The following is a 24,219-nucleotide window of genomic DNA, read 5'->3' on the forward strand; positions in this document are numbered from 1 at the left end:
ATCAGGAGCCGGAGATGGTCTGTGCCGGGACGTTCCAGCCGGAGACGCGCACCTTGACCGCGGAACCGTGCAGGTCCGAGCCGCGGTACGTACTCGTCAGCGTCTTCGACTCGCCGGGCCACAGGCTGACCGCGTTCTCCGACCAGTGGATCGGCAGTACGGGCCTGCCCGCGGAGTCGACGACGTGGGTGTCCAGATAGAACGCCGGGACCTTGCCGGTACCGGTGTTCCTCAGCGTCACCGTGGTCGTCGTGGTCCCGTCGGCCGCGGTCGTGCTCGACGCGGTCGCGCTCACCGGCGCGCTCGCCATGCCGGAAAGGCCGCTCAGGTCGGCGTAGCTCGACGTCGGGACGTAGTACCAGTCGTTCTTGGACCAGTCGATGACGTCCTTCTTGGTCGACAGCCAGTAGACGTTGCGATCGACCTCGGTGCCCTTCGCGTCGCTCAGTGTCAGGCGTACGAGGTAGGTGGTGGACAGCCCGCTGATCGACGGGATCGTCACCGCCGTCGTACGGCCTCCGTCTCCGGGTACGCCGACGGTCGCACTCCCGGTGTACTTCGAGGTGCCGTCCACGTTGTACACGTCGGCCCTGACCGTGAGGTTCGAGGCGGCGCCGTGCGCGGAGTTCACCACCACGACCGATCTGTCGTCGTAGGAGTACTGCACGTGCAGCGGGCGGTTCGCCTCCTGGGCGCCGTAGTAGGAGCCGCCCTGGTCGAGGTAGCGGTCGAACAGCTGCCAGTGCAGCGAGGTCCAGCCGCTGTTCAGCATCCAGTAGACGACGCCCGTCGACGGGTTCGAGGCATCGGTGAAGTCGCGGCCGTACGCCTCGAACTGCGCGCGTACCGCCTCGTACTGGGCGAGCTGCGCCTTGCGGACGTAGTCGTCGAGGCTGGACGGCTTGCCATACCGCCCGGTCATCGCGTCGTCGAAGATCTTGAGCGTGCCGAAGGTGTCCGAGGGGGAGCGGTGGTACTGCTTCGCCGAGGGGTTCTGCCACAGGGAGTCGAGCTCGGCCGGGCTCATCATCCGGTGCAGCGTGTCGAGCGTGGGCACGTCGGGGCCCGCGCCGGTCTCGGAGTTGAACCCGTACGCGCCGCCCTCGCGCTTGTTGTACCAGTAGCTCGGCGGCACCCAGTCGTACGGCCCGGTCATCTTCATCCCGGACGAACCGGTGATCGGCGCGGTGGCGTCCGAGGCGGCGGGCACGATCGGGTCCGGCCAGTCCGCGGCGGTCAGCGCGTCGACGTACTCCTTCTCGACCTGCTTCGTGGGCGCCTCGTCGCTGCCGATGAGGAACGAGATGACGCTGGGGTGGTCGCGCAGCCGTGCGGCCTCGGCGGCCATCGACGCCTTCGCGACCGCGTGGTCCGCGCTGGTCCAGTCGTCCAGGCTCTGCCACTTGTCGCAGCACTCCCAGCCGGGCAGGGTCAGGATGCCGTACTCATCGGCGAGGTCGAAGAAGTCGTCGGGCTCCAGGTGCCCTTCGAGCCGGATGGTGTTGAGGCCGAGGTCGCGGGTGTAGCGGAGCCGGTCCGCCAGATACGTACGGTCCGGCCGCAGGAACAGGTCCGGCGACCAGCCACCGCCGCGGATCAGCAACGGCCTGCCGTTGATCGTGTACGTGCGGGCGCCGTCGGAGTTCAGCGACGACTTCACGTCGCGGACACCGAAGCGTTCGTGCGCGGTGTCGGTGGTGGTCCCGCCGGTGCTCGCGGTCAGGTTCAGGTCGTAGAGCGGCTGGCCGCCCATCCCGTACGGCCACCAGACCTTCGGGTTCGCCAGCGACGGCGTGAAGGTCACGGTCTTGGTCTGGTGCGCGGCGAGGACGACGTTCTGGGAGAGGGACGCTCCGCCGGCGGTGCCCGCCACGGTCGCGGTCACCTGGCCGCCGGTGTCGTTGCGCGCGTCCACCTTGACCGTGAGGTCGGCCTTGTCCAGGGCCGGGACGGAGAGCCTGGTGCTCACGTGGGCGTTGGCCAGCGCCACCGAGCCGCTCCGGCGGACGAACACGTCGCGGAAGATGCCCATGTTGTTGTCGGGCGGCGTCTGCACCCAGTCGATCCAGCCGGTGGTGAGGTCCTTGCCGGGGTCGTTCGGGTTGACCTCGAACGCCACGGAGTTCGCGCCGGAGTGCACCAGTGCGGTGATGTCGGGCTGAAAGCGCGGGTACGCGCCGGCCACCTGGGCGCTGGTCGCGACCCTCGTGCCGTTGACCCATACGTCGGCACTGGAGATCACGCCGGACAGGTCCAGGAACGTGTGCAGGCCGGTCTCGGCGCCGAGCGTGAAGTCCGAGCGATACCACCAGGGGACCGTGAAGTCGCTCGCCGCGATCGACTTCAGGTTGGTGGAGTAGAACGGGTCGGCGTACTTGCCGTTCTGCAGCAGCCCGGCGACGACGGTCGAACGCGGGCCGGTCGCGTACCAGCCCGTCGCGGCGTACCCGGGCTTGGAGATCGCGGCGCCGGAGTCGGTGACCTTCGCCGAGGACTGGATGCGGTAGCCGGTCAGCGCCGCCGCCGAGCCGGGCCCGTCCGTGACGCCTGCCATGCCGGTACGCGGCGTGTGAGCGCTCGCGGCACCGCCGGCCGCGGCCACGAGCAGGGCGGCCCAGAAAGAGCAGAGCAGGATGCGAGTGCGGCGTCGGGGCATGCGCTCCTCCGGCATACGTTAAGAAGGGTCCCTAACGAATCGCCCCGACAGTAAACCGGCCCGGGGGCCGGGTCAAGAGGCTCCGCGCCCGCGGACGACAACCGGTCAGGCAGGCGGTCAGATGAGGATGTGGCGGCGTGATCGCACGGTCCCGCCGTCCATGTCCACGAGGTGCGCATCCGGAAAGCGAAGGTCCTCCCAGAAGCCGCCGGGGTCGGCCAGCGCGAGCCGCGCCGTCAGCCACACGGTCATCGCCATGCCGTGCGTCGCCACCAGCAGCGGACGCCCACCGGCGCCGGTGAGGTGTTCCGCGATTCCTTCTTCGAAGCGCCTTACAACCTCGGGGCGCGGCTCCCAGCCGGCGTGATCCACACCTTCCACGTACATACGGCGCAGTCGGCGAAAGTCGCCCCCCTGTGGCTCAACGCGGCCGACCTCGTTGAACCGGCCGTCGCGGACCACGTTCTCGCCCCCGCCCAGCGTCTGCCACGCCTTGCGTTCCTCGCTCGCGACAAGGTGAGCATCCGGGGGCAGGCGGGCGGTCAGGCGGCGGGCGGCCGCCCGGCCCTCCTCGCTCAACGGCCATTCGTGCGGTGGCACGTCCGGGCCGAAGGCCGGCATGGCGTGGCGGACGAGGATCAGCACCGCTGAACTCGATCAGGTCGAGAGCGTGGCCGGTTCGCGAACAGGTGCCAGGCCTGCGGCTCAAGCCGGCGGGACGCCGGCCGCGGCGTCAGGGCGAGACGGGGCCGCCGGTCATCCGGCCTGGTCACCGGTGGGAACGTGCGGGCTGTCCTCGTGGATCGGCTCCTGGGCTCCGACGCCCGTGCCCCGCTCCGGGGTCGACCCGCCGTGCGGCCGGCCGGACCTGCCGCGCAGGCCGTGCGGGTGGCTGCCCACCTCGTCCTCCCTGTGCGCGATCTTCTCCGCGCGCCGCGACATGCTCGTGCCGACGCCCAGCGGGGTACGGGCCTGGGTGTCGGTCGCCGGTACGCCGCTGCGCTCCGCGTCGGAGATCTCGCGGCCCGGCCACTGCGGACCCGGAGGCGGCGGCCTGAACGCCCGGTCGCCCGCCTGCCGTGTCTCGGCGCTGCCGTGGCCGACGTCGGGAGAGGAGCCGTGGTGCTCCCTCTCACCGCCGGATCCGCCGCTCGACCCACTGTCGGGTTCACGTCGATGGTTCATTTTCGACCTTCCGTTCCGCCTCCACGAATTGGACGGACTCCAGCACGAGCCCGTCGCCGCTCTGCAGGTCGATGTGGGTTCCGCCGCAGCCGGGGCAGATGGCGAGCATCCGGTCCGACGTCGTGGTGCGTCCGCACGAGCGGCAGCCGAGCCGGGCCGGCTCGATGACCACGTCGAGATGGGCGCCGTCCGCCACGGTCCCGTCCGACACCGAGACGAACGCCTGGTTCAGAGCCGGGCCGCTGATGTGCAGCAGCGCGCCGGCGCGTACGCGCGCCCGGCGTACCCGGCGACCCGCGGCCCGGCGCTCGACGGCCCGGAGGACGGCCCCCGCGATTCCCAGCTCGTGCATGGCGTTCACATGCTCCTGATCTTCTTGTACCGCCTGAGGTCGGGACCCGCCGACCTGACGGCCATCACCACGAGCGCGGTCACGGCCGCGCCGATGATCAGACGTTTCACCATCTTTTCCCCCTTCCGCGCGCCGTCGGCGCCACGGCCTCATCCCTCCGGCACCGGGCACGGCCCCGGAGGGCGTGCCCCGATCTGCAGGAGCGGGACCGGCTTCTCGTCGGTCGAGACCTCGACCCCGGTGGTCTCCGGAGCGGCGGCGGCGATCGCGCGTTCGATCGCGTCCGTGATGGTGACCTGTGACGATGGGCAGCCGTCGCAGGTGCCGGTGAGCCGGAGGCGCACGATTCCCGACGGATCGAGACCGAGCAGTTCGACGCCCCCGTCGTGCAGTCCTAGATAGGGACGTACCCCATCAAGTGCCATCCGGACCCGTTCGGCCGTACTCAACGGGTGCAGGTCGTGCACGATGAGCAGCCCGGACACCAGGTCGTCGGTGGTGAGACGGTGGAGCGTCTCCGCGGAGCCCGTCTCGGTGACGATCTCCATGACGCGGTCCAGGCCCGCGCCGTACAGCTCGACGAGCGTACGGACCAGCTCCTCCGCCGACGCGACGACCGCGGCGTCGGCCAGGTCGCCGAGCCGGGTCAGCAGCGCCTCGACGCGGTCCCCGGCCGCCTGCACGTCACAGGCCTCAGGCATCGGCGAAAGCCCCTCTCACAAGGTGGTGAAGGCGTGCGGGTTGTGCAGGGTGCGCAGCTCGTTGCCCTTGCCGAGGTACATGTGCACGCCGCAGGGCAGGCACGGGTCGAAGCTGCGGACGGCGCGCATGATGTCGATCCCCTTGAACGTCTCCGGAGGGTTCTCCTCGAAGATCGGGGTGTTCTGCACGGCGTCCTCGTACGGCCCCGGGGTCCCGTGCATGTCGCGCACGCTGGCGTTCCAGGGGGTGGGCGGGTACGGGTGGTAGTTCGCGATCTTGCCGTTCCTGATCACCATGTGGTGGGAGAGCACGCCGCGTACGGCCTCGGTGAAGCCGACGCTGACCGCCTCCTCCGGCACCGTGAAGGGGGCCCAGGTCTGGGTGTTCCCCTGCCGTACCTCGGCCAGCGCCTGCTCGACGAAGTACAGGGCGCACGCCGCCGCGTACGCCTGGAAGTAGGTGCGGGCCCGGTTGCGTTCGAGGGCGTTGGACAGCGGCTCCCCGTTCCACATGGGGATCTTCCACTCGAACGTCTTCTCGGGCAGCGTCATCGTCTTCGGCAGGTTGATCATGACGCTGTGGCCGGTCGCCCTGATGTAGCCGATGTCGACCTGCCCGGACAGTGCCGTGGACCAGAGCCGCGCGAGCGGCCCGCCGCCGGTGTCGAGGGCGAGCAGGTCCTTCCCGTCGAACCAGCGCGGCGACATCACCCAGCTGTACTTGTCGGTGAAGTCGCGCTTCTGGGGATGCGGGATCGTGTGCTGGTTCCACGGATGGCGCTCGTCGACCGGGTTGCCCAGCGGGTCGTGGGTGACGAACTTCTCCTGGCCCACCCAGTCGTCGTAGTACGAGCTGCCGAGCAGGATCCGGATGCCGAGGTTGATGTCGACGAGGTTGCCGGTGACCAGCTGCCCGTCCACGATGATGCCGGGGCTCACGAACATCTTCCGGCCCCAGTCGGCCATGTTCTGGTACCGGAAGTCGCAGTGGTCCGGGTCGTTGAACGCCCCCCAGCAGCCCAGCAGCACCCGCCGGCGCCCCACCTCCTGGTAGCCGGGCAGGGCGTCGTAGAAGAAGTCGAACAGGTCGTCGTGCATCGGCACGACCCGCTTCATGAACTCCACGTACCGCATGAGCCGCGTCAGGTAGTCGGTGAACACCTGGACGGTCGCGACCGTGCCGACGCCGCCCGGGTAGAGCGTGGAGGGGTGCACGTGGCGCCCCTCCATCAGGCAGAACATCTCCCGTGTCGAGCGGCTGACCTGGAGCGCCTCGCGGTAGAACTCGCCCTCAAGAGGGTTCAGCGACCGCATGATGTCGGCGATGGTCTTGTAGCCGTGCTCGCCGGCGTGCGGCGCCGGGGTGCGCTCGGCCTGCGAGAGGACGCCGGGGTTGGTCTCGCGGACCATCTTCTCGCAGTAGTCGACCCCCACCAGGTTCTCCTGGTAGAGGTTGTGGTCGAACATGAACTCCGCGGCCTCGCCCAGGTTGATGATCCATTCCCCAAGGTGCGGCGGGCGGACGTCATAGGCCATGTTCTGGTTGTAGACCGAGCACGTCGCGTGGTTGTCGCCGCAGATCCCGCAGATCCGGCTGGTGATGAAGTGCGCGTCGCGCGGGTCCTTGCCCTTCATGAAGATGCTGTAGCCGCGGAAGATCGACGAGGTGCTGTAGCACTCGGCCACTCGTCGCTCGGCGAAGTCGACCTTCGCGTAGATGCCCAGGCTGCCGACGATGCGGGTGATGGGATCCCACGCCATCTCCACCAGTTTGCTGTCTTCTTGCTCCGGCGAGGTCGTCATCAGGCTTAGCTCCAGGGCGCTCGGTATCCGGTCAGCAGTGCGCGGCCCTTGTGCCGCCACTTGGGTTCCTTGTCGACCGTCCGCAGCGTGATGGTGCGCAGCCGGCGGACGACCGCGCCGTACGCGCCGCTCGCGGTCGCCGACACCCGTGCTCCGGGCGGTTCGTCCATGAACGGCATGAACTTGTCCGGGAAGCCCGGCATGGTGCAGGCGATGCAGATGCCGCCCACATTCGGGCAGCCGCCGATGCCGTTCATCCAGCCGCGCTTGGGCACGTTGCACTTCACGACCGGGCCCCAGCAGCCGATCTTGACCAGGCACTTCGGCGAGCCGTACTCGGTCGCGAACTGGCCCTGCTCGTAGTACCCCGCCCGGTCACAGCCCTCGTGGACGGTCGCGCCGAACAGCCAGGTGGGCCGCAGCGCCTCGTCCAGCGGGATCATCGGCGCCTGGCCCGCCACCTGGTACAGCAGGTACAGGATCGTCTCGGACAGGTTGTCCGGCTGGACCGGGCAGCCCGGAACATTGACGATCGGCAGGCCCGCCTTGGACCGCCAGTCCCAGCCGAGGTAGTCGGCCACGCCCATCGCGCCGGTCGGGTTGCCGGCCATCGCGTGGATGCCGCCGTACGCCGAGCAGGTGCCCGCGCAAAGGATGGCGGTCGCCTTCGGCGCGAGCCGGTCGAGCCATTCGCTCGTGGTCATCGGCTGGCCGGTCTCGGGGTTGTTGCCGAAACCGCACCAGTAGCCCTCGGTCTTGATCGACTCATTGGGAATGGAGCCCTCGACCACCAGCACGAAAGGATCCAGCTCGCCGCGTTCGGCCTTGTAGAACCACTCGATGAAGGGATCGGCGCCCTGCATGGGCCCGGACTCGAAATCGATCAATGGCCAGTGCACCGCGACCTTGGGCAGGCCCGGCAGGCCGCCAAGGACGATCTCCTCGATGCTCGGCTGGGTCGCCGCCGTCAGGGCGACCGAGTCTCCGTCACAGCTCAGGCCCGCGTTGATCCAGAGGATGTGGACGACCGGCTCGGTCGTCTCCCGCGGTTCCGTGCTCGCCCGCGTGTTCGATGCCGTCATGCGGCCTCCCTGGGAATCGCGTGATGCGGCGGCGTTCCGGAGTCGTACATGACGTTATGAGCGTGCCGTTACGATTCGACACCCTCATTCGGACAACACCGAGTAAAGGCTCTTGCGAATCAGCGACCTTCCATCCGCAATGACGTCGGTCAATCATTTGCGGACAACCGGGCACACGCCGCGTAAGTGATACGGCGAGCGGGACCTCATGGGTACTCGCCGGAGTCGGCAAGATCGGCTGACTTCGCGGGCGGGGAGACCTGGCCGCGGTCCGGCCAAGACTCTGCACGGCGGCGGTAAAGCTTGCCTCGCGGAGCGCGAGTCGGACGTGACGCCCAGGTGGGTGCGGGTACGGCGGTTCTCGCAGGTCCGAGCATCATCGGCCAATTCCACCGACCCACGAACGGTTCGAACGCATGGAGCAGCAGATCCGCGGCTGGCGCTTCGCCGCCGAGAGAACACGCAGACGCCGGCCGTCGCGCGAGGTTCCGCTCGCGCCCTCGGCCCAGATGATCGGAGGCATGCTCTTAACGGCCTGCCGCATGCTCGGCCGGATGGCCACGCAGGCCAGGGCCGGGTCGCGAACGGGCATGGCACGCATCGAAGGCGTCGACATGAAACGCGTCGCCGGGGGAGTGGGCCTGATGGCGGCCGGCGTGGGCGTCGCCGGCTACATGGCCACCCGGCCCCGCATGGGAGTCCGCGCACCGAAGAACCACTGGATCACGGTCACCGTCAACTGCTCGCCACAGCGGCTGGCCTCCCGCGCCGACCTGCCCGAACCCATCACCCGGCTCGGAGACGCGGTCGACATCAGGGTCGCCCCCGCTCCCGGCGACCGTGGTACCGAGCTCGGCGCCCGGCTGCGCGAGCTTCCGCGAACCAAGATCGTCGGAATGGTGAACCGCCGGCCCGAAGAGGATCCCCGCCGCATGGTCGAGGAAGCGCTGCGCCAGGCGAAGTCGATGATCGAGACCGGCGAGGTGCTGCGCCCGGACTGGCCGCCGTCCACGCAGCCGGCCCAGGTGGGCAAGCTCCTGGAGTTCGCCGGCCGGCGAGGAGGCCGACCGTGAAGGCACTGTGCTGGGAGGGCGTGAACAAGCTCGCGATGGAGCGGGTCCCCGACCCGCAGATCCTGAACGACCAGGACGCCATCGTGAAGGTCACACTGACCACGACGTGCGGCTCGGACCTGCATCTCATCAACGGCTTCATCCCGACCATGCAGTCGGGTGACGTGATGGGACACGAGTTCATGGGCGAGATCGTCGATGTCGGCCCCGGGGTCCGCCGCCGCAAGGTCGGCGAGCGGGTCGTGGTGTGCTCGTTCATCGGCTGCGGCCGCTGCTGGTACTGCACGCACGACCTGTGGTCGCTGTGCGACAACACCAACACCAACTGGGAGCTGGCCCGCGAGGTCCTCGGCTTCGAGACCGGCGGCGTGTACGGCTACTCCCATGCCATGGGCGGGTTCAAGGGCAGCCATTCCGAGTACATCAGGGTCCCGTTCGCCGACTACGGCACCTTCCCGGTGCCCGACGGCGTCGGCGACATGGACGCCCTGTTCGCCTCCGACGCGGCACCCACCGGCTGGATGGGCGCCCATCTGGGCGGCGTGAAGCCGGGCGACGTCGTCGCGGTGTGGGGCGCGGGCGGTGTGGGGCAGATGGCCGCACGTGCCGCGCAGATCCTCGGCGCCGAACGCGTCATCGTCATCGACCGCCTGCCGGACCGGCTGGCCATGGCCGAGCGGTACATGGACACCGAGACGATCGACTACTCCACCAACGACATGCAGGCCGAGCTGTGGGAACGCACCGGCGGCCGGGGCCCCGACGTGTGCATCGAGGCGGTCGGCATGGAGGCCACCGACGGACCCGACGGGCAGTACGGCTACGACAGGGTCAAACAGCAGCTCCGCATGCAGCAGGACCGGCCGGTCGCGGTACGCGAGGCCATCAACGCCTGCCGCAAGGGGGGTTCGGTCTTCGTGCTGGGCGTCTTCGGCGGCATGGTGGACAAGTTCCCGCTCGGCGCGCTGATGAACAAGGGCCTGACGTTCGCGGGGGCCCAGCAGCACGGGCACCGCTACATCCCGATGCTGCTCAAGCGGATGGCGAGCGGTGAGCTGACCACCCGCCATCTGGCCACGCACGAGATGCCCCTGGACGAGGCGCCGCGCGGCTACGAGATGTTCAAGAACAAGAGGGACGGCTGCGTACGCGTGGCCTTCCGGCCGCACGTCTGAGGCCGCCCCTTCTGAGCACGGTGCCCCTCCCCGCCGGGAGGGCACCGGCGCTCAGAAGCGCAGGACCACGAACTCGTACTCGGCGGGACCGGTCAGCCGGAAACGGCCGTCCTCGTCCTTGTCGGCGAAGACCGTCAGGTACAGCTCGCCCCGCTGGTTCCGCAGCGGGGTCGCCCGCTGGTCGCGGAAGGTCTGCCCGAAGCTCACCTTGCTCTCGCCGGCGGACTGCGCGGCGATCCTGGTCCCGACGAGATGGTTGTGGCCCTCGTTGTTGAGGTACAGCGTCCCGCTGCCGTACTCATAGTCCGCCAAGCCGGTGCCCGGCCTGAAGTACGGGCTGTCGCTCACCGCGGCGCCGTCCTTGACGGTGAAGATGCCGTCGTCGGTCCAGGCGCACACCTCCAGGGCGACGTCCGCCGGCAGCTCGGGGAAGCGAAGCTCGAACGGCGCCGCCCGCATCGAGACGGTCACCACGTCCTTGTCGCCCTGCGTCGCGAACGACATGGGGTCCTGCGTGCCGTCCTGCCAGAACTCCAGCCCGAGGCGGGGTGTCCGTTGCAGGCCCTGGGCCGCCGCCTGAGTGGAGACACGGGTCGTCGGGCTCGCCGTGTGGTCCGAGGGGCCTCCTCGCAGGGACGGCCAGGCCAGGACCGCCGCCGCGGCCACTATCGCCGCCGTCGCGAGGGCGGCCCCGCCGATCGCCGCGGCGCGGAGCCTCGTACGCCCGTTCGCATCCGGCACGCCGGGAGGGAGCGTGGCCGTGTAGGTCATCGGCACGTCGTCGGAGACGGCGGTCCGCCTCCCGGCCGCGAGCGCCTCCCCGATCGGAGCACGCGACGCGTCGGGCCGGCCCAGCAGCCACAGCAGGACGTCGCGCATCGACGGGCGTGCGGTCTGGTGCTTGGCCAGGCACGCGAGGACGATGTCACGCAGCGGCCCGGTCAGGGCGCCGAGCCGGGGCTCGGCCCGCAGGATGCGATGGCTGACCGCGGCCACGCTGCCGCCGCCGAACGGCGACTCGCCGGTCGCCGCGAACGCGATCACGCAGCCCCAGGCGAACACATCGGCCGCCGGGCCGATGTCGCGGTCCTCGAACTGCTCGGGGGCCATGTACGAGGGGGTGCCGACGATGCCGTCGGTGAGTGTCACGATGCCGTCCCGCGTACGGGCGATGCCGAAGTCGATCACGCGGGGGCCGTCGGCGCCCAGCAGGACGTTGGCCGGTTTGAAGTCGCGGTGCACGACGCCGGCCTCGTGGATCGCGGCGAGCGCCGTCGCGGTGGCCACGGCGAGGCGGTGGAGGGCGGGACCCGACCGCGGCCCGCCGGTCCGTACGGACTCCAGCAGGGTGGGCCCGTCGACGAACTCGGTGACGATGAAAGGCGGCGTGGCGGACAGATCCGCGTCCAGCACCTGCGCGACGCAGAACGGAGCCACCCGCCGGGCCGCCTCGACCTCCCGGGCGAACCGCTCGCGTACCCGGTCGTCGGCCGCCCACTCGTCCCGCAGGACCTTCAGGGCCAGCGGAGTGCCGTCCGGGGCGTGCGCGGCGTAGACGACACCCTGGCCGCCCTCACCGAGGCGGCCCGCCAGCCGATAGGCGCCGAGCGTCCGCGGGTCGTCGGGACGCAAGGACGTGATCCGGGCCATCGGCTCCCCTGGCGGATGTCGACCGCGAAGTGCATTTGCCACCGTATGACCGTGGAGTACGGAAGACCAGAAGATCGGACGGTTCGGCCCTGGGCCCGCGGAAAACGGTTTGCCGACGGCATACGGCCCGTCCGTATCCTGGGCCGATGAACGGCGACGCGATCCGTGAGACCTTTGTGCGTTTCTTCGAGCGGCATGGCCATCGGCGGATCAGCGGCGCCTCCGTGGTTCCGGTCAACGACCCGACGCTGCTTTTCGTCAATTCGGGAATGGCGCCGCTGAAGAAGTACTTCACCGGCGAGAAGGTGCCGCCGGCGCCCGAGTTGTGCAACGTCCAGGGCTGCATCCGTACCAAGGACATCGACGACGTCGGCGACCGTCACCACATCACCTACTTCGAGATGCTCGGCAGCTGGTCGATCGACGGCTACTTCAAGGAGCGCGCGGTCGAGCTCGCGCATGAGCTGCTGACCGGCGACCTCGGCCTGGACCCGCGACGCCTGTACGTCACGGTCTTCGGCGGCGACACCGGCCTCGGCCTGCCGGCCGACGAGGAGTCCGCGCTCGCCTGGGAGCGGGCCGGCATCCCGCGCGACCGCGTCGTCGCCCTGCCCGCCGAGGACAACTTCTGGGGGCCGGCGGGCGACAGCGGCCCCTGCGGTCCGTGCACCGAGGTCTTCCTCGACACCGGCGAGGAGTTCGGCCCCGCGTACGTCCCCGGCGGCGCTTTCGACACGAAGCAGCGCTACATCGAGATCTGGAACGCCGGCGTGTTCATGGAGTTCGACAAGGGGCTCGACGGCGTGCTGCGACCGCTGCCGTTCACCAGCGTCGACACCGGCTCGGGCCTCGAGCGGATGGAGCTCGCCCTGAACGGCCTGGACAGCGTCCATGACACCAGCCTCCTCGCGCCGCTGGTCCGCTCCGTCCAGGACGTCCTGGGCGAGAAGGGCGAGGTGCTGCACCACCACCGGGTGATCGCCGACCACATGCGGGCGGCCGTCGCGATCATGTCCGACGGCGTACGGCCCGGGAACGAAGGCCGCGGCTACATCCCGCGTCGCCTGATCCGCAAGTGCGTGACGATGGCGATGGGCCGCCACCAGGAGCGCTTCGACTTCGAGCCGATCGTCGAGGCGGTCGTCGGCTCGCTCGGCGGCACGTACCCGCACTTCGCCACCGAGCAGACCGCGGTCATGGCCGCGATCGCCCAGGAGCGGGACGAGTTCGGCCACACCGTACGGCGCGGGCTCGACCAGCTCGACAAGGTCATCGCGCAGCGCGGCAGGGTGAGCGGGTCCGACGCCTTCAACCTGTTCGCGACGTACGGCCTGCCGGTGGAGATCACCCGGGACCTGGCCGCCGCGCGGGGAGTGACCCTCGACCGGGAGGAGTTCGACTCCGCGCTGCGGCGGCACAAGGTGCTCAGCCGCGGCGTGCCGGAGGGCGGCGAGCGCCGCCGGCTGAGGACCGGCGACGTCCTGCCCGCCGCGGTGCGCGGGGCGACGGAGTTCCTCGGGTACGACACGCTGGAGTCCGACGGCGTGATCCGCACCCTCTTCTCCGGCGGGACGACGGTGGAGGAGGTGGAGGCCGGTTCCGGCGCCGACGTGATCGTGGACCGGACCCCGTTCTACGGCGAGGGCGGCGGCCAGATCGGCGACCGCGGCACCGTACGCGTGCCCGCGCGTCCCGGTTCGGGCGGCGAGATCACCGAGACGGTCGTCCATGACGGCGGCGGGTTCCTGCACCGGGTGGAGGTCACCGGCGGCTCCCTGCGGGTCGGCGACACCGTCGTGCTCACCGTGGACCCGTCCGCGCGGGTGATGACCGCGGCCAACCACACCGCCACCCACCTGCTGGGCGCGGCGCTGCGGTCGGTGCTGGGGCCCCACGTGCACCAGGCCGGATCGCTGGTCGAGCCGCAGCGGCTGAGGTTCGACTTCACCCATCCGCGGGCGCTGACCACCGACGAGCTGACCGCCGTCGAGCGCCTGGTCAACGAATGGGTGCTGACCGACTCCCACCGACACGTGGAGGTCATGACACAGGAGGAGGCGAAGGCGTCCGGCGCGATCTCCCTGGAGGGCGAGGACTACGGCGAGGCCGTACGCGTCCTGTCCTTCGGAGACTTCTCCAAGGAGCTGTGCGGCGGCACCCACGTGGACCACACGTCGCAGATCGGGTCGTTCCGCATCGTGTCCGAACAAAGCATTGCCTCCGGCGTACGCCGCGTCGTGGCGGTGACCCGGCAGCGCGCGGTGGAACACTCGATCGAGCAGGCGTCATCGCTGTCGGAGGTGGCCACGACACTCCGCGCGTCACCGAAGGACGTGGTGTCCGCGGCGCGCCGCCTGGTCGAGGCGGCGAGGACACCGAAGGCCGGGACGAGCGCGCGGGTGACCGGCGCCCACGAGACCGTGGTGAACGACATCCCGGTGATGCTGGCCCAGGCCGAGGGCTCCGTCGGCGGCCTCCGCGAGGAGGCACGGCGCGAGGCGGAGGAACGCGGCCGGGTGGTCTTGTTGTGGAACGCCTCAGGGGAGAGGAAGACCCTGGTCGTCAGCGTCCCGAAGCGCCTGGGCGACCGCCTGAGGGCCGACGACCTGCTCGCGAACGCGACCCGGCGCCTCGGCGGCGGAGGCGGAGGCAACGCCGTCATCGCTCAGGGCGGTGTCGACGTGCCCCCGACCAGGGAGTCGCTGCTCGAGGTCCTCACCGAGACCAGGCCGGGCTGACCGGCACGGATCAGTCCCGCTCCCCCAGCGGCGAGGACGTCGACGCGACGCCGGTGTTGACCGCCACGATCGCGTCCTCCACCGTGTCGGTGAGCGTGAGGATCTGGGTGAGCTGGCTGACCTGGAACGTCTGGTAGACGCGGCCCTTGGCGCCGGCGATCGCGAGAGAGCCGTCCCGCGAGCGCAGCCGGTGCAGCAGGCCGACGAGGACACCGAGACCGGTGGAGTCCAGGAAGACGGCAGGGGACAGGTCGAGGACCAGGTGAAGGTGGCCTTCGTCGATGAGCCCGATGAGAGTGTCGCGTAGCTGGGGTGCGGAGCTGATCTCGATCCAGCCGCTCACCTCCACGACCGCGATCTCGCCTTCGAGGTGGTGAGCGATGGCGAAGTCCATGCTGGATCTCCAATGAGGGGGTGAGGACCGGCGGCGCTCGGACGGCCACAGGCCCCGCTCCCGCCTGTACCGCCCACGCCCTCGCAGGTCAGATTACCGGGCGCCGCCCAGTGTGAGGACACGAACACCCGCCGGGGATGACGGATCGACAACCTCCGGGGGGTCTGCCCTGCGGGTTCACAGTGCGCAAACGGAGGCCAGGGCACGAATCGATCGCCACCACCGGGGATGGACGGTCATGAAACGCCGTGCCGGCGAAGCGGGCGCTAGCTGTATTGACCCGCGGGGCTGCCGCCCTTGCGCGTGTCCGTTGTGGCCTGCCGATTGCCGTCGCCCTGCTGGCGGGACATGACTCGATGTCCGCCGCCGTTGGGGATGTTGCCGAGCTTCTTGATGTCGACGTGGACCAGTTCGCCTGGGTGCTCTCGCTCGTAGCGGCGAATGACCTGGCCGGTAGGTCGGTCCATCCAGCGCAACCGGTTCAGCTGGTGGCGGGTCAGGACGCGATGGACTGTCGAGGCTGGCATGGCCAAGATCGGTCCGATGCGTGCGGGGCCGAGCTTGCGCTCGCGCCGCAGCTCGCAAATTTGTCTCTCGACGTCGGCGGGGGTGCGGTTCGGTGTCGTCAGCGGGCGGCTTGAGCGGTCATGCAGCCCTGCGTCGCCTTCGGCTCGCCAGCGCCGGACCCATTTGTGAGCGATGGTGCTGGAGATGCCCATTTCGTCGGCGACGTGGGCGACGGGCCTGCCTGCGCGGACTCGCTCGACGAGGAGGCGTCTGCCGTGGACCGTCAACCGTGCATTGGGATGGGTCACGTGGACCTCTGCAGTGTTTTGGAGAGCTGGAGAGCGAGGCCGGGGCATGGACGCTCTGCGTCCATGCCCCGGCCTCGCGGCGGTCGCCTACTTGTCGAGGTCGGACATGTCCAGTACGAACCGGTAGTGGACGTCGCCCGCGGCGAGGCGGTCCAAGGCGGTTTCGATCTCGCTTGAGGGGAGGGTTTCAACATCGGCTGTGATGCCGTGCTCGGCACAGAACTTGAGCATTTCCACGGTCTGCCGCAGTCCTCCCGTGCCGGAGGAGGTGAGCTTCTTGCGGCCGGCGCCGAGTTCCCAGAGCTTCGGGCCGACCAGCAGGGGGTTTCCGAGGACGCACAGGGTCCCGTCGAGGCCCAGCATGCCGATGAGCGGCGTGAGCTCGTGGTCGGCCGAGATGGTGTCGAGGATGAAGTCGAAGCGGCCCCTTGCGGCGGCGACCTGGGAATCGTCAGTGGTCACGAGCAGTCCGGTCGCCCCCAGGCTCCGGGCGTCGCGCTCTTTGGCCGCGCTGCGGCTGAGGACGGTGACCTCGGCCCCCAGCACAGTGGCGAGCTTCACCGCGATGTGGCCGAGCCCTCCGAGGCCGGCGATGGCCACACGGCTGCCCGGGCCGACACCGGCGGCACGCAGAGGCTCCCAGACGCTGACGCCGGCACACATGAGCGGTGCCGCGGCGGCAGGGTCGAGTCCGTCGGGCAGGTGGAAGGCGAACTTCTGACGCAGGACGTACTCACGGCTGTAGGCGCCCTTTGTCGGGGTGCCGTCGATGCGGTCGGTGCCGCCGTAGGTGGTGGTCGGGCGGTCGTAGCAGTAGTTCTCCTGCCCGGCCTCGCACATGGCGCACTCGCCGCACGAGTCGATGATCGTGCCGATGGCGACCCGCTCGCCCACCGCGAAGCCGGTGACCGCCTCTCCGATGGCGACGACGACACCGGTCGCCTCATGTCCGGGGACGAGGTCCTTCTCGCCGAGCATTCCGTGGATGCGGTGCAGATCGCTGTGGCAGACGCCGCAGTAGTCGATCCGCACGGCGATGTCGTCCGGGCGCAGGTCGCGCCTCTCGAAGGTCACTCGGGTCAGCACGTTAGTAGTCGGGTCAAGGCTCTGCCAGCCGGTCGTGGTCCTCATGAGCAGTCCGCCCCTCCAAAGTGGAATCCATATTCACCTTAACATGAAGCTGAATGTGAGTTCCGTTTTGAGTATGCTGGTGACGATGACCCCACCGGCGAACTCCTCGAACACGCCCCGCGCACCGCGCCGGGATGCGCTGCGCAACGACGCGATCATCGTCGACGCGGCCCGGGCGGTCTTTGCCGAAGAGGGACCGCAGGCGAGCATGGAGTCCATCGCCTCCCGTGCCGGCCTCGGCGTCGGCACGATCTACCGGCGCTTCGCGGGCAAGGAAGCCCTCCTCGACGCCATCGCGCAGCTCTTCGTCGAGGAGATGGACCAAGCCGCCGCGGCCGCACTTGCAGACCCCGACCCTGCCACCGGTCTTGCGTGGTTTCTCGATTTCGTAGGGACCTTCAACGCGGAGAAGCGCCGTTACGCGGCCTCCCTGGTCGACCGGCTCTCCAGCAACGACGATGTGAGCGTGAGGACAGCGGAACGAGTCCGACAACTCACACAGGCGGCGGTCGACGCGGGATATCTCGCGCAGAACGTGACCGGAGACGACATCAAGGCGCTCATCGTCGCGATACGCGGGGTGGTCGCCGCTTCGCCGGACGGAGATGACGCCCCGTGGCGTCGTTTCGTCCGCATCCATCTCACCGGGCTCCGCGCCGACTGATTCTGTGGCAGGGCCTTACGGGCGCCGACCTCGATTCGCGACGGGAAGCTCCCGCTTTCAACGTCGCGCGGCATGTCGGTAGTGAGCGACAGGGAGCGGTTCCAAGATGCCCCGGCTTTCGAGTCCCTGCCGTTGGGGCATCAGGGTCGCTTCCCCAGTGTCAACAATCCTCGTGGTCAATACAGCTAGCGGACGTGGCTGGTTTCGCCGGTCCACGAGGCCAGCAGGCGCAGCGCCTCATGGGACGCGCTCCCCGGCTCGGCGGTGTAGACGCCGAGGATCTGGTCCGGGTCGCCGGTGACGGCCAGGGCTTCGTACTGGAGGGTCAGCTCGCCGACGACCGGGTGGTGGAACCGCTTGGCGCCGTACGTGCGGCGTTTCACGTCGTGGTCGGCCCACCAGCGGCGGAAGTCGGGATCGCGCAAGGAGAGCTCGCCGACGAGTTCGGCGAGCTGGGGGTCGCGGGGGTGCTCTCCGGCGTAGAGGTGCAGGGAGGCGACGGCGGTGCGGGCCACGCCCTCCCAGTCGTCGTACAGGGTGCGGGCGTCGTCGTCGAGGAAGATGAAGCGGGCCATGTTGCGTTCGCGGCGGGGCAGGGCGTCGAAGTCGGTGTAGAGGGCACGGGCCATGCGGTTGGTCGCCAGGACGTCGGCGCGGCGCCCGACGATCAACGCGGGCTTGTCGTCCATGGACTCCAGGATCTGGTACAGCGTGGGGCGTACCCGCTGCGGTGGCAGCGGGCGGGGCCGCCGGCGTACGGGCCTGGCCAGGGTGTGGAGGTGGGTGCGTTCGTCGTCGGTGAGGCACAGCGCGCGTGCGAGGGCGTCCAGGACCGACTCGGAGACGTTGACCTTGCGGCCGCGCTCCAGCTGCACGTAGTAGTCGACGCTCACCCCGGCCAGCTGGGCCACTTCCTCGCGGCGCAGTCCCGGCACCCGGCGGCGGGTCGGTGCGAGGGCCAGCCCGAGCTCCTCAGGCGTCACGCGTGCACGCCGGGTACGCAGGAAGTCCCCCAGCTCGGTCCCCTTGCCCGGGGCGGCGGAGTGAGCGTCCATGCCCTCCACGGTACGGCGGCGGCCGGCGTGGGATCGCCGGTAAAGGGGTGCTGCCGGTCCCCCGGTCGACCGGCGCCCTTTTAGGCCCTCTGGCCTGTGGTTCCGCCTGCTTACCTGGATGGAGATCCGGTCCGCCGCACGGCGGGAGCGCAGGGGAGGCATTCCATGACAGCACGCATCACCACGCCGTTCGGCGCGCGGAGCACCGCCGCCGAGGTCGTGGCGGGGGTCGATCTGACCGGTCGCCGCGCGGTCGTCACCGGCGGTTCGTCGGGCATCGGCGTGGAGACCGCGCGGGCACTGGCCGCCGCGAACGCCGAGGTGACCCTCGCCGTACGCGACCTCGAGGCGGGCCGGAAGGTCGCCGCAGACATCACCGCCACGACCGGCGGCGGACGGGTCCTCGTCGCGCCGCTCGACCTGGCCGACCAGGGGTCGGTCACGGCGTTCGTGGCGGGCTGGCACGGCCCGCTGCACATCCTGGTCGCCAACGCGGGCGTCATGGCGGCCCCCGAGACCCGTACGCCCGAGGGCTGGGAGCTGCAGTTCGCCGTGAACCACCTCGGTCACTTCGCGCTCACGACCGGCCTGCACGACGCCCTCAGTGCGGCCGGCGGCGCGCGCGTCGTCGTCGTGAGCTCCGTCGGCCACGTCAACGGCGAGGTCCTGTTCGACGACATCGGCTTCGACCACCACCCGTACGACGCCTGGGCGGCCTACAGCCAGTCGAAGACGGCCAACATCCTGTTCGCGGTCGAGGCCGCCAGGAGGTGGGCCGCCGACGGCATCAGCGTCAACGCCCTCAACCCGGGGCGGATCGCCGATACCAACCTCGCGCGTCACATCGGCGAGATCAGCGCCGCGCCGGCCTCCTTCGAGCCGAGCGGCGGCACCGGTGTGTCGGTGAAGAACGTCGAGCAGGGCGCGGCGACGTCGGTCCTGCTCGCGGCCTCTCCGCTGGTCGAGGGCGTCACCGGCCGGTACTTCGAGGACTGCGAGGAGGCCGGCCCGCACCGACCGGGCGTACGCCGCGGCGTCGCCGCCTACGCGCTGGACCCCGGCAAGGCGGCCCGCCTGTGGCAGGTCTCCCTCGACATGCTCGCCGCAGGCCGCCGCTGACGGCACCCGCGCGGGGCCTCGGCTCAGGAGGGGGACCGTGGGAGCGACGCCGGTGAGACGGGGAAGTCGAAGTAGGTGTCCGGGTAGGGCTCGGCGCGGTAGGTGAAGTGCCACCACTCCTCCGGGATTCCGGTGAAGCCCGCGGCCTCCATCGCGTGTTCGAGCATGAGCCGGTCCGTGTGCGCGGTGCCGCGCACCCGGGGGTCCAGGGTGTGGGCGCGCGGGTCGAAGCAGTCGAAGCCCGTGCCCATGTCGATCGAGGCGTCAGGGAACCTGCTCGCCCTCGGCGCGTAGCACGACACGAGCCGCTCGCCCGGCCGGTACGCCCGCGTCGGCGCGGCCGGCAGCTTCACGATCGTCAGGTCGACCGTGCTGCCCCGGCTGTGCCCGGACCGCGAGGCGATGTAGCCGTCCGCGAACAGGCGTGACTTGTCGACCTCCGGATAGAACTCCGCCTTCATCGCGCGGTCGCCGCGGTCGCGGGCCCAGGCCGCGAACCGGTCCACCGCTCGTTGCGGACGGTAACAGTCGTACATCTTCAGCGAGTAGCCGCGGTGCACCAGGCCCTGCTGGACCCGGTGCAGCGCCTGCGCGGCCGGAGCGGTCAGGACGCAGATCGGCGCCGCGTACCCCGGCACCACCCGGCCGGTGAAGTTGTGTGGTGTCGCATAGCGGATGTCCTGCGAAATCGTCGGGTCGACGGAGCTCAGCGCCACGAAACGCGACGGTGCACGGGGCGAGGCTCCCGCCGCGGGTGTGGACAGCACGGCGGCCATGACGAGGCCGCACAGGGCGGCGGCGCGTCCTCTCATGCGTCCACCATACGGTCACCCAACGTGACGGGCCCACGTGGCGTCACACCACGTGGGCCCGCGTCAGAGAAGGCGGTCAGCCGCCGAGCGCGTGCACCATCCTCATGATGGCCTCGATCTGTGCGCCGCCGTGGGTGTCGTAGTTGCCGGCGTTCAGGTAGCCCCACCAGTCCCAGCAGCCATTGGGGTTGCTGCCGAAGTTGGCGGTGGCCTGCGGGTAGAGCACGATCATGTTGTTCGTGTCGCCGTACTCATTCAGGTGCGCCTTGGTGACGAACGTCGTGCCGACCGATCCGGCGCTCTGCAGGCAGCCGTGCAGCGCGACCATCAGGCGGCAGGAGGCCCCGGACGCGCAGGCCGGCGGCACGTAGGCGTATCCCGTCGCGCCCATGCTGATCGCGCTCGCGCTGCCGTTCGGCGCGTAGGCGTTCTGGTCGAAGGACACGACCGAGCCGGACGGGCTGCCGGCCGGTGCGGTCACCGACCCGAACAGCTGGCCGAGCATGGTCTTCTCCGGGTCGAGGCCGCCGCAGTTGTTGATGTAGGGCGTGTAGCTCGTGCCGCAGGCGTTCGGGCCGAGCGGGCTCACCCAGGAGTGCGCGGCCGCCGTCGTGTTGTCGTACTTCACGTTGGCCCCGAAGTCCTTGTAGAACTGCACGAGGTCGTTCGAGGAGCCCACGCTGACGGTCGTGTCGGCGGTGCCGTGGAAGACGTACACCGGGTGGCCCGACAGGCCGGCGACGTTGTCGATCGCGCCCGAGGCGGACCGGGTGCGCGCCGTCTGCTCCAGCGAGGCGAGCTGGCGGCTCTGGATGTTGTACATGCAGGCCAGCTGGGCCGTGGTGAGACTGCCCAGGGCGCAGTGGTACGGCCCGCCGGCGAAGACGCCGACGCCCTTGAAGGTCCCGGAGTACGCGACGTGCAGCTGGTCGGCCATGAAGCCGCCGGAGGAGACCCCGGAGGCGTAGGTGGCGCTGATGTTGTAGCGCCCGAGAGTGGCGGCGTGGGCGGGGGTGGCGATGACGGTGCCGAGCAGGCCGGTCACCGCCAGGGTGAGTGCGGCGCGGCGGAGACGGCGCAGCAGAGTGGTTCTCATCGGATACGCGGCATGACGATCCCGGTCTTGAGACCAGGAAGCACACACCGCTCCCTCCCTTGATTGTCGGTGGTGGCGGTTGGCGTGTTGGTGTGCGATTTCGGCTTGCGCCCACGCCTACCCAAGAGCAGGCGCTCTTGGAGCACTGCGCACATGCCCGCTTTGTATGGAATCTCGCTGTAGAGCAGCACGCGCATTGGCGTCCAGGGCGAGCGAGCGCGCCTGGTTATGCGAAACAGTCGCGCCAGTTGACTGAGGCGAGAAGAGAATTCGCATGGCTGGCGGCCGGGTCCCATACGGTGCAGCAGCAGGCACTTCGGGACCTCGCCCAAGCTATGGCCAACTTGTTCGCCGGAACCCACCGTGGGCCAACGTGGCGCAAGGCGGGCCGGCACGAGGGATTCCGCATCGTCGGAAAACGCGGAAACCAGTGGGACGTACGCCGCGTATCCCGCAAAAGTGGTGCAGTGAGAATCCCCAAGGTCGGCTGGGTGCGGTTCCGCTGGACCCGCACAGTCCCCGATGAGGTCAAGTCTTTTCGTGTCAACCGAGATGGGGCTGGACGCTGGCATGTCTCCTTCGCCGTGATCCCGCCACCGATCGGCAGGCCGGACACCGGTGAGATCGTCGGTGTGGATCGTGGTGTGGCAGTCTCGGCGGCGCTGTCGACTGGCGAGTTGTTGATGGTGCCTGGCCTCCGGGAAGGTGAGGCGAAGCGTCTGTTGAGGTTGCAGCGGAGATTGGCACGCGCGAAGCGGAACTCGAACCGGCGAAAGCGGGTCAAGGCCGCGCTCGGTCGATTGAGGACGCGTGAGACCGATCGGCGCAAAGATTGGGTTGAGAAGACCTCCACCGACCTTGCCCGCCGTTTCGACCGCATCCGTGTAGAAGATCTGAAGATCCGCAATATGGTCCGTTCCGCGCGTGGCACCGTTCAGATCCCGGGCAAGAACGTCCGTGCCAAGGCGAGCCTGAACCGGTCCATTCACGCTGCTGGATGGGGCCTGCTGGTGACACGTCTGGAGAACAAGGCGCCGGGCCGGGTGGAGAGGATCGATCCCGCGTTCACTTCGCAGATTTGCAATACCTGTGGGTACTGTGCTTCGGAAAGCCGTGAGAGCCAAGCGGTCTTCTGTTGTCGCACCTGTGGGCACACCGATCATGCGGACGTGAATGCGGCCAAGAACATCGCCGTCGGGCGGACGGTGACCGCGCGGGGAGGCTGGCCGTTGGGCGGGCCCGTGAACCGTGAACCTCAACCTGTTTTCTCCTCTGTGTAAGACGGGTTGGAATCCCTCGCCTTCAGGCGGGGGAGGACGTCAAGGTGCTCCTTCCTGGGGAAAGAGCGTGCAGGTGTTGGCGAGGTCCCCGGAGGTGGGTCTGGGCAGGGTGGCGCTGGGCGGCGGCCGGTGGCCCGCCGACCAGCCCTCCAGTGCGGTGAACGCGGCTCGGAAGCAGGGCAGGATGGGCCGCAGCCGGTCCGGATAGGTGTCGTACAGGCCGTCGACGTGGTTGCCGCCCTCGATCCGGTAGTAGCGGAGGTCCCCGCCATGGGAGCGGACCATCCGCGCGTACACGTCGGCGTCCTGGGAGATCGGCAGCAGCGTGTCGAGCGTGCCCTGCAGGGTGATCAGCGGCTTGCGGATCCGCCCGGTCAGGGAGACCCGTGCGACGGCCTGGTGCACCGCGCGGGGCCGGGAGGCGTAGGAGTAGTCGGCGTCGCAGCCGGGTGTGCCGCTCGCGCAGTACGGCGTGCCCGCCTCGGTGGCGCCGTCGTAGGACGGGTCGAACTCCTCGCGGTAGACCCGCTGCGTCAGGTCCCAGTAGACCTGCTCGTGGTAGGGCCACAGGAACTCCGAGCCCGGCGCGAGCCCGGCGGCCAGGAGCGCGTCGTGCGCGGGCAGGGCCCCCGCGGCGTACGCGGGATAGTTCTTCAGCACGGCCGGCAGGTAGGTGAACAGGTTCGGCCCGTCCGCGCGCCACAGCGTGCCTTCCCAGTCCACGCCGCCGGAGTACAGCTCCGGATGGTTCTCCAGCTGCCAGCGGACCAGGTAGCCGCCGTTGGAGATGCCCGCCGCGTACGTCCGCGCCGGTGCCCGTCCGTACCGCCGGGCGACGACGGCCTTGGCCGCGCGGGTGAGCTGGGTGACGCGGGTGTTCCACTCGGCGACCGCGTCACCCGGCCGCCGGCCGTCGCGGTAGAAGGCCGAGCCGACGTTGCCCTTGTCGGTCGCGGCGTAGGCGTACCCGCGGGCGAGCACCCAGTCCGAGATCGTGAAGTCGTTGGCGTACTGCGCGCGGTTCCCGGGCGTCCCGGCGACGACGAGGCCGCCGTTCCAGTGGTCGGGCAGCCGGATGACGAACTGCGAGTCGTGGTTCCAGCCGTGGGTGGTGTTCAGCGTCGAGGTGTCGGGGAAGTAGCCGTCGATCTGGGCACCCGGGACGCCGCTCGGATTGTGCGCCCCGGCCGGCTGAAGACCTGCCCACTGGGCCGGGTCGCTGTGCCCGTCGGTGACGGTACCGGCGGTGGTGAGGTCGGGCAGGCACGCGCCGATCTGGTACGCGGCGCCCGGCACCGCCGTGTCGCAGCGCGGCACGGCACCCGGAGGAGGCGCGGCGGAGGCGCTGAGGGGAGGCGCGAGGAGGGCGAGCCCCGATATCAGCGCGGCAAGGTTGCGCAAACGCGGCATAAAGGGCTCCCTGCGTCATCGGCACCCC

General features: G+C 69.8%; 21 protein-coding genes and 1 pseudogene. 6 read left to right on the plus strand and 16 right to left on the minus strand.

Annotation, left to right across the window (positions count from 1 at the left end):
- Position 1 precedes the first annotated feature (1 nt).
- From FB559_RS29495 to FB559_RS29525, 8 genes are all read right to left on the minus strand, one after another.
- Complete coding sequence (locus FB559_RS29495) at positions 2 to 2,656, minus strand: glycoside hydrolase family 2 protein (protein ID WP_141959711.1); 2,655 nt, start codon at positions 2,654 to 2,656, stop codon at positions 2 to 4.
- Positions 2,657 to 2,773: 117 nt separating this feature from the next.
- Positions 2,774 to 3,301, minus strand: coding sequence for a histidine phosphatase family protein (locus FB559_RS29500; RefSeq protein ID WP_141959713.1), 528 nt, complete (start codon positions 3,299 to 3,301; stop codon positions 2,774 to 2,776).
- Positions 3,302 to 3,412: 111 nt separating this feature from the next.
- Positions 3,413 to 3,841, minus strand: coding sequence for a hypothetical protein (locus tag FB559_RS44180; RefSeq protein WP_185792451.1), 429 nt, complete (start codon positions 3,839 to 3,841; stop codon positions 3,413 to 3,415).
- Positions 3,825 to 4,193 carry a hydrogenase maturation nickel metallochaperone HypA/HybF gene (locus FB559_RS29510; protein ID WP_141959717.1) on the minus strand — a complete coding sequence of 123 codons (369 nt, stop codon included), beginning with the start codon at positions 4,191 to 4,193 and terminating at the stop codon, positions 3,825 to 3,827. Before FB559_RS29510 ends, FB559_RS44180 begins: the two co-directional genes overlap by 17 nt.
- A 5-nt stretch (positions 4,194 to 4,198) precedes the next feature.
- Complete coding sequence (locus FB559_RS46870; protein WP_425455090.1) at positions 4,199 to 4,306, minus strand: DUF6893 family small protein; 108 nt, start codon at positions 4,304 to 4,306, stop codon at positions 4,199 to 4,201.
- Between the two features lie 36 nt (positions 4,307 to 4,342).
- Positions 4,343 to 4,894 (minus strand): NifU family protein, encoded by a 552-nt coding sequence (locus FB559_RS29515; RefSeq protein WP_141959719.1) that lies wholly within the window; start codon positions 4,892 to 4,894, stop codon positions 4,343 to 4,345.
- Positions 4,895 to 4,909: 15 nt separating this feature from the next.
- Positions 4,910 to 6,697, minus strand: coding sequence for a nickel-dependent hydrogenase large subunit (locus FB559_RS29520; protein ID WP_141959721.1), 1,788 nt, complete (start codon positions 6,695 to 6,697; stop codon positions 4,910 to 4,912).
- 5 nt (positions 6,698 to 6,702) lie between these two features.
- Positions 6,703 to 7,779, minus strand: coding sequence for an NADH-quinone oxidoreductase subunit B family protein (locus tag FB559_RS29525; RefSeq protein WP_141959722.1), 1,077 nt, complete (start codon positions 7,777 to 7,779; stop codon positions 6,703 to 6,705).
- 416 nt (positions 7,780 to 8,195) lie between these two features.
- Between FB559_RS29525 and FB559_RS29530 the strand changes: the two genes are divergently transcribed.
- Together FB559_RS29530 and FB559_RS29535 are read left to right on the plus strand one after the other, a co-directional pair.
- Positions 8,196 to 8,852 (plus strand): hypothetical protein, encoded by a 657-nt coding sequence (locus tag FB559_RS29530; protein WP_141959725.1) that lies wholly within the window; start codon positions 8,196 to 8,198, stop codon positions 8,850 to 8,852.
- Complete coding sequence (locus FB559_RS29535; RefSeq protein ID WP_141959727.1) at positions 8,849 to 10,027, plus strand: zinc-dependent alcohol dehydrogenase; 1,179 nt, start codon at positions 8,849 to 8,851, stop codon at positions 10,025 to 10,027. The genes FB559_RS29530 and FB559_RS29535 overlap by 4 nt, the downstream gene beginning before the upstream one ends.
- Positions 10,028 to 10,078: 51 nt before the next feature.
- Here the strand turns inward: FB559_RS29535 and FB559_RS29540 are convergent, their stop codons facing one another.
- On the minus strand, positions 10,079 to 11,677 hold the full coding sequence (locus FB559_RS29540) for a serine/threonine-protein kinase (RefSeq protein WP_141959729.1): 1,599 nt from the start codon (positions 11,675 to 11,677) through the stop codon (positions 10,079 to 10,081).
- Positions 11,678 to 11,823: 146 nt separating this feature from the next.
- Here FB559_RS29540 and alaS point away from each other — a divergent pair, with 146 nt between their 5' ends.
- Positions 11,824 to 14,415 carry an alanine--tRNA ligase gene (alaS, locus tag FB559_RS29545; RefSeq protein WP_141959731.1) on the plus strand — a complete coding sequence of 864 codons (2,592 nt, stop codon included), beginning with the start codon at positions 11,824 to 11,826 and terminating at the stop codon, positions 14,413 to 14,415.
- A 10-nt stretch (positions 14,416 to 14,425) separates the two neighbouring features.
- Here the strand turns inward: alaS and FB559_RS29550 are convergent, their stop codons facing one another.
- The 3 genes and pseudogenes from FB559_RS29550 to FB559_RS29560 all read right to left on the minus strand — a co-directional run bounded on the left by FB559_RS29550 (position 14,426) and on the right by FB559_RS29560 (position 16,755).
- Positions 14,426 to 14,809, minus strand: coding sequence for an STAS domain-containing protein (locus tag FB559_RS29550; RefSeq protein WP_141959733.1), 384 nt, complete (start codon positions 14,807 to 14,809; stop codon positions 14,426 to 14,428).
- Between the two features lie 269 nt (positions 14,810 to 15,078).
- A pseudogene (locus tag FB559_RS29555) lies at positions 15,079 to 15,624 on the minus strand (helix-turn-helix domain-containing protein); the annotation flags it as partial.
- Between the two features lie 87 nt (positions 15,625 to 15,711).
- Positions 15,712 to 16,755, minus strand: a complete 1,044-nt coding sequence (locus tag FB559_RS29560; protein WP_141959735.1) for an NAD(P)-dependent alcohol dehydrogenase — start codon at positions 16,753 to 16,755, stop codon at positions 15,712 to 15,714.
- Between the two features lie 43 nt (positions 16,756 to 16,798).
- On the opposite strand from FB559_RS29560, the gene FB559_RS29565 reads away from it, so the two are divergent.
- A complete protein-coding gene (locus FB559_RS29565) occupies positions 16,799 to 17,419 on the plus strand; it encodes a TetR/AcrR family transcriptional regulator (RefSeq protein ID WP_221640229.1) in 621 nt (206 codons plus the stop codon).
- 185 nt (positions 17,420 to 17,604) lie between these two features.
- Here FB559_RS29565 and FB559_RS29570 read toward each other — a convergent pair whose 3' ends face one another.
- Positions 17,605 to 18,474 carry a helix-turn-helix transcriptional regulator gene (locus FB559_RS29570; protein WP_141959737.1) on the minus strand — a complete coding sequence of 290 codons (870 nt, stop codon included), beginning with the start codon at positions 18,472 to 18,474 and terminating at the stop codon, positions 17,605 to 17,607.
- 165 nt (positions 18,475 to 18,639) lie between these two features.
- Between FB559_RS29570 and FB559_RS29575 the strand changes: the two genes are divergently transcribed.
- Complete coding sequence (locus FB559_RS29575) at positions 18,640 to 19,593, plus strand: SDR family NAD(P)-dependent oxidoreductase (RefSeq protein ID WP_141959739.1); 954 nt, start codon at positions 18,640 to 18,642, stop codon at positions 19,591 to 19,593.
- A 23-nt stretch (positions 19,594 to 19,616) separates the two neighbouring features.
- On the opposite strand, the gene FB559_RS29580 is transcribed toward FB559_RS29575, so the two are convergent.
- Positions 19,617 to 20,405: a M15 family metallopeptidase gene (locus FB559_RS29580; protein WP_141959741.1), complete on the minus strand. Its 789-nt coding sequence runs from the start codon at positions 20,403 to 20,405 to the stop codon at positions 19,617 to 19,619.
- 76 nt (positions 20,406 to 20,481) lie between these two features.
- Positions 20,482 to 21,501, minus strand: a complete 1,020-nt coding sequence (locus tag FB559_RS29585; RefSeq protein WP_141959743.1) for an extracellular catalytic domain type 2 short-chain-length polyhydroxyalkanoate depolymerase — start codon at positions 21,499 to 21,501, stop codon at positions 20,482 to 20,484.
- A 92-nt stretch (positions 21,502 to 21,593) separates the two neighbouring features.
- Between FB559_RS29585 and FB559_RS29590 the strand changes: the two genes are divergently transcribed.
- Positions 21,594 to 22,781 carry an RNA-guided endonuclease InsQ/TnpB family protein gene (locus FB559_RS29590; RefSeq protein ID WP_141959745.1) on the plus strand — a complete coding sequence of 396 codons (1,188 nt, stop codon included), beginning with the start codon at positions 21,594 to 21,596 and terminating at the stop codon, positions 22,779 to 22,781.
- Between the two features lie 39 nt (positions 22,782 to 22,820).
- Here FB559_RS29590 and FB559_RS29595 read toward each other — a convergent pair whose 3' ends face one another.
- Entirely contained in the window at positions 22,821 to 24,191 is a 1,371-nt protein-coding gene (locus tag FB559_RS29595) for a tannase/feruloyl esterase family alpha/beta hydrolase (protein ID WP_141959747.1), read from the minus strand.
- Between the last annotated feature and the right edge of the window lie 28 nt (positions 24,192 to 24,219).

Source organism: Actinoallomurus bryophytorum (genome assembly GCF_006716425.1).
Lineage (GTDB): Bacteria > Actinomycetota > Actinomycetes > Streptosporangiales > Streptosporangiaceae > Actinoallomurus > Actinoallomurus bryophytorum.

Bases quoted from the DNA above. Each gene is read 5' to 3' on its own strand.
- FB559_RS29495 (WP_141959711.1), bottom strand. From the start codon at position 2,656: ATGCCCCGACGCCGCACTCGCATCCTGCTCTGCTCTTTCTGGGCCGCC.
- FB559_RS44180 (WP_185792451.1), bottom strand. From the start codon at position 3,841: ATGAACCATCGACGTGAACCCGACAGTGGGTCGAGCGGCGGATCCGGC.
- FB559_RS29510 (WP_141959717.1), bottom strand. From the start codon at position 4,193: ATGCACGAGCTGGGAATCGCGGGGGCCGTCCTCCGGGCCGTCGAGCGC.
- FB559_RS46870 (WP_425455090.1), bottom strand. From the start codon at position 4,306: ATGGTGAAACGTCTGATCATCGGCGCGGCCGTGACCGCGCTCGTGGTG.
- FB559_RS29515 (WP_141959719.1), bottom strand. From the start codon at position 4,894: ATGCCTGAGGCCTGTGACGTGCAGGCGGCCGGGGACCGCGTCGAGGCG.
- FB559_RS29520 (WP_141959721.1), bottom strand. From the start codon at position 6,697: ATGACGACCTCGCCGGAGCAAGAAGACAGCAAACTGGTGGAGATGGCG.
- FB559_RS29525 (WP_141959722.1), bottom strand. From the start codon at position 7,779: ATGACGGCATCGAACACGCGGGCGAGCACGGAACCGCGGGAGACGACC.
- FB559_RS29530 (WP_141959725.1), top strand. From the start codon at position 8,196: ATGGAGCAGCAGATCCGCGGCTGGCGCTTCGCCGCCGAGAGAACACGC.
- FB559_RS29540 (WP_141959729.1), bottom strand. From the start codon at position 11,677: ATGGCCCGGATCACGTCCTTGCGTCCCGACGACCCGCGGACGCTCGGC.
- alaS (WP_141959731.1), top strand. From the start codon at position 11,824: ATGAACGGCGACGCGATCCGTGAGACCTTTGTGCGTTTCTTCGAGCGG.
- FB559_RS29550 (WP_141959733.1), bottom strand. From the start codon at position 14,809: ATGGACTTCGCCATCGCTCACCACCTCGAAGGCGAGATCGCGGTCGTG.
- FB559_RS29560 (WP_141959735.1), bottom strand. From the start codon at position 16,755: ATGAGGACCACGACCGGCTGGCAGAGCCTTGACCCGACTACTAACGTG.
- FB559_RS29565 (WP_221640229.1), top strand. From the start codon at position 16,799: ATGAAGCTGAATGTGAGTTCCGTTTTGAGTATGCTGGTGACGATGACC.
- FB559_RS29570 (WP_141959737.1), bottom strand. From the start codon at position 18,474: ATGGACGCTCACTCCGCCGCCCCGGGCAAGGGGACCGAGCTGGGGGAC.
- FB559_RS29575 (WP_141959739.1), top strand. From the start codon at position 18,640: ATGACAGCACGCATCACCACGCCGTTCGGCGCGCGGAGCACCGCCGCC.
- FB559_RS29580 (WP_141959741.1), bottom strand. From the start codon at position 20,405: ATGAGAGGACGCGCCGCCGCCCTGTGCGGCCTCGTCATGGCCGCCGTG.
- FB559_RS29585 (WP_141959743.1), bottom strand. From the start codon at position 21,501: ATGAGAACCACTCTGCTGCGCCGTCTCCGCCGCGCCGCACTCACCCTG.
- FB559_RS29595 (WP_141959747.1), bottom strand. From the start codon at position 24,191: ATGCCGCGTTTGCGCAACCTTGCCGCGCTGATATCGGGGCTCGCCCTC.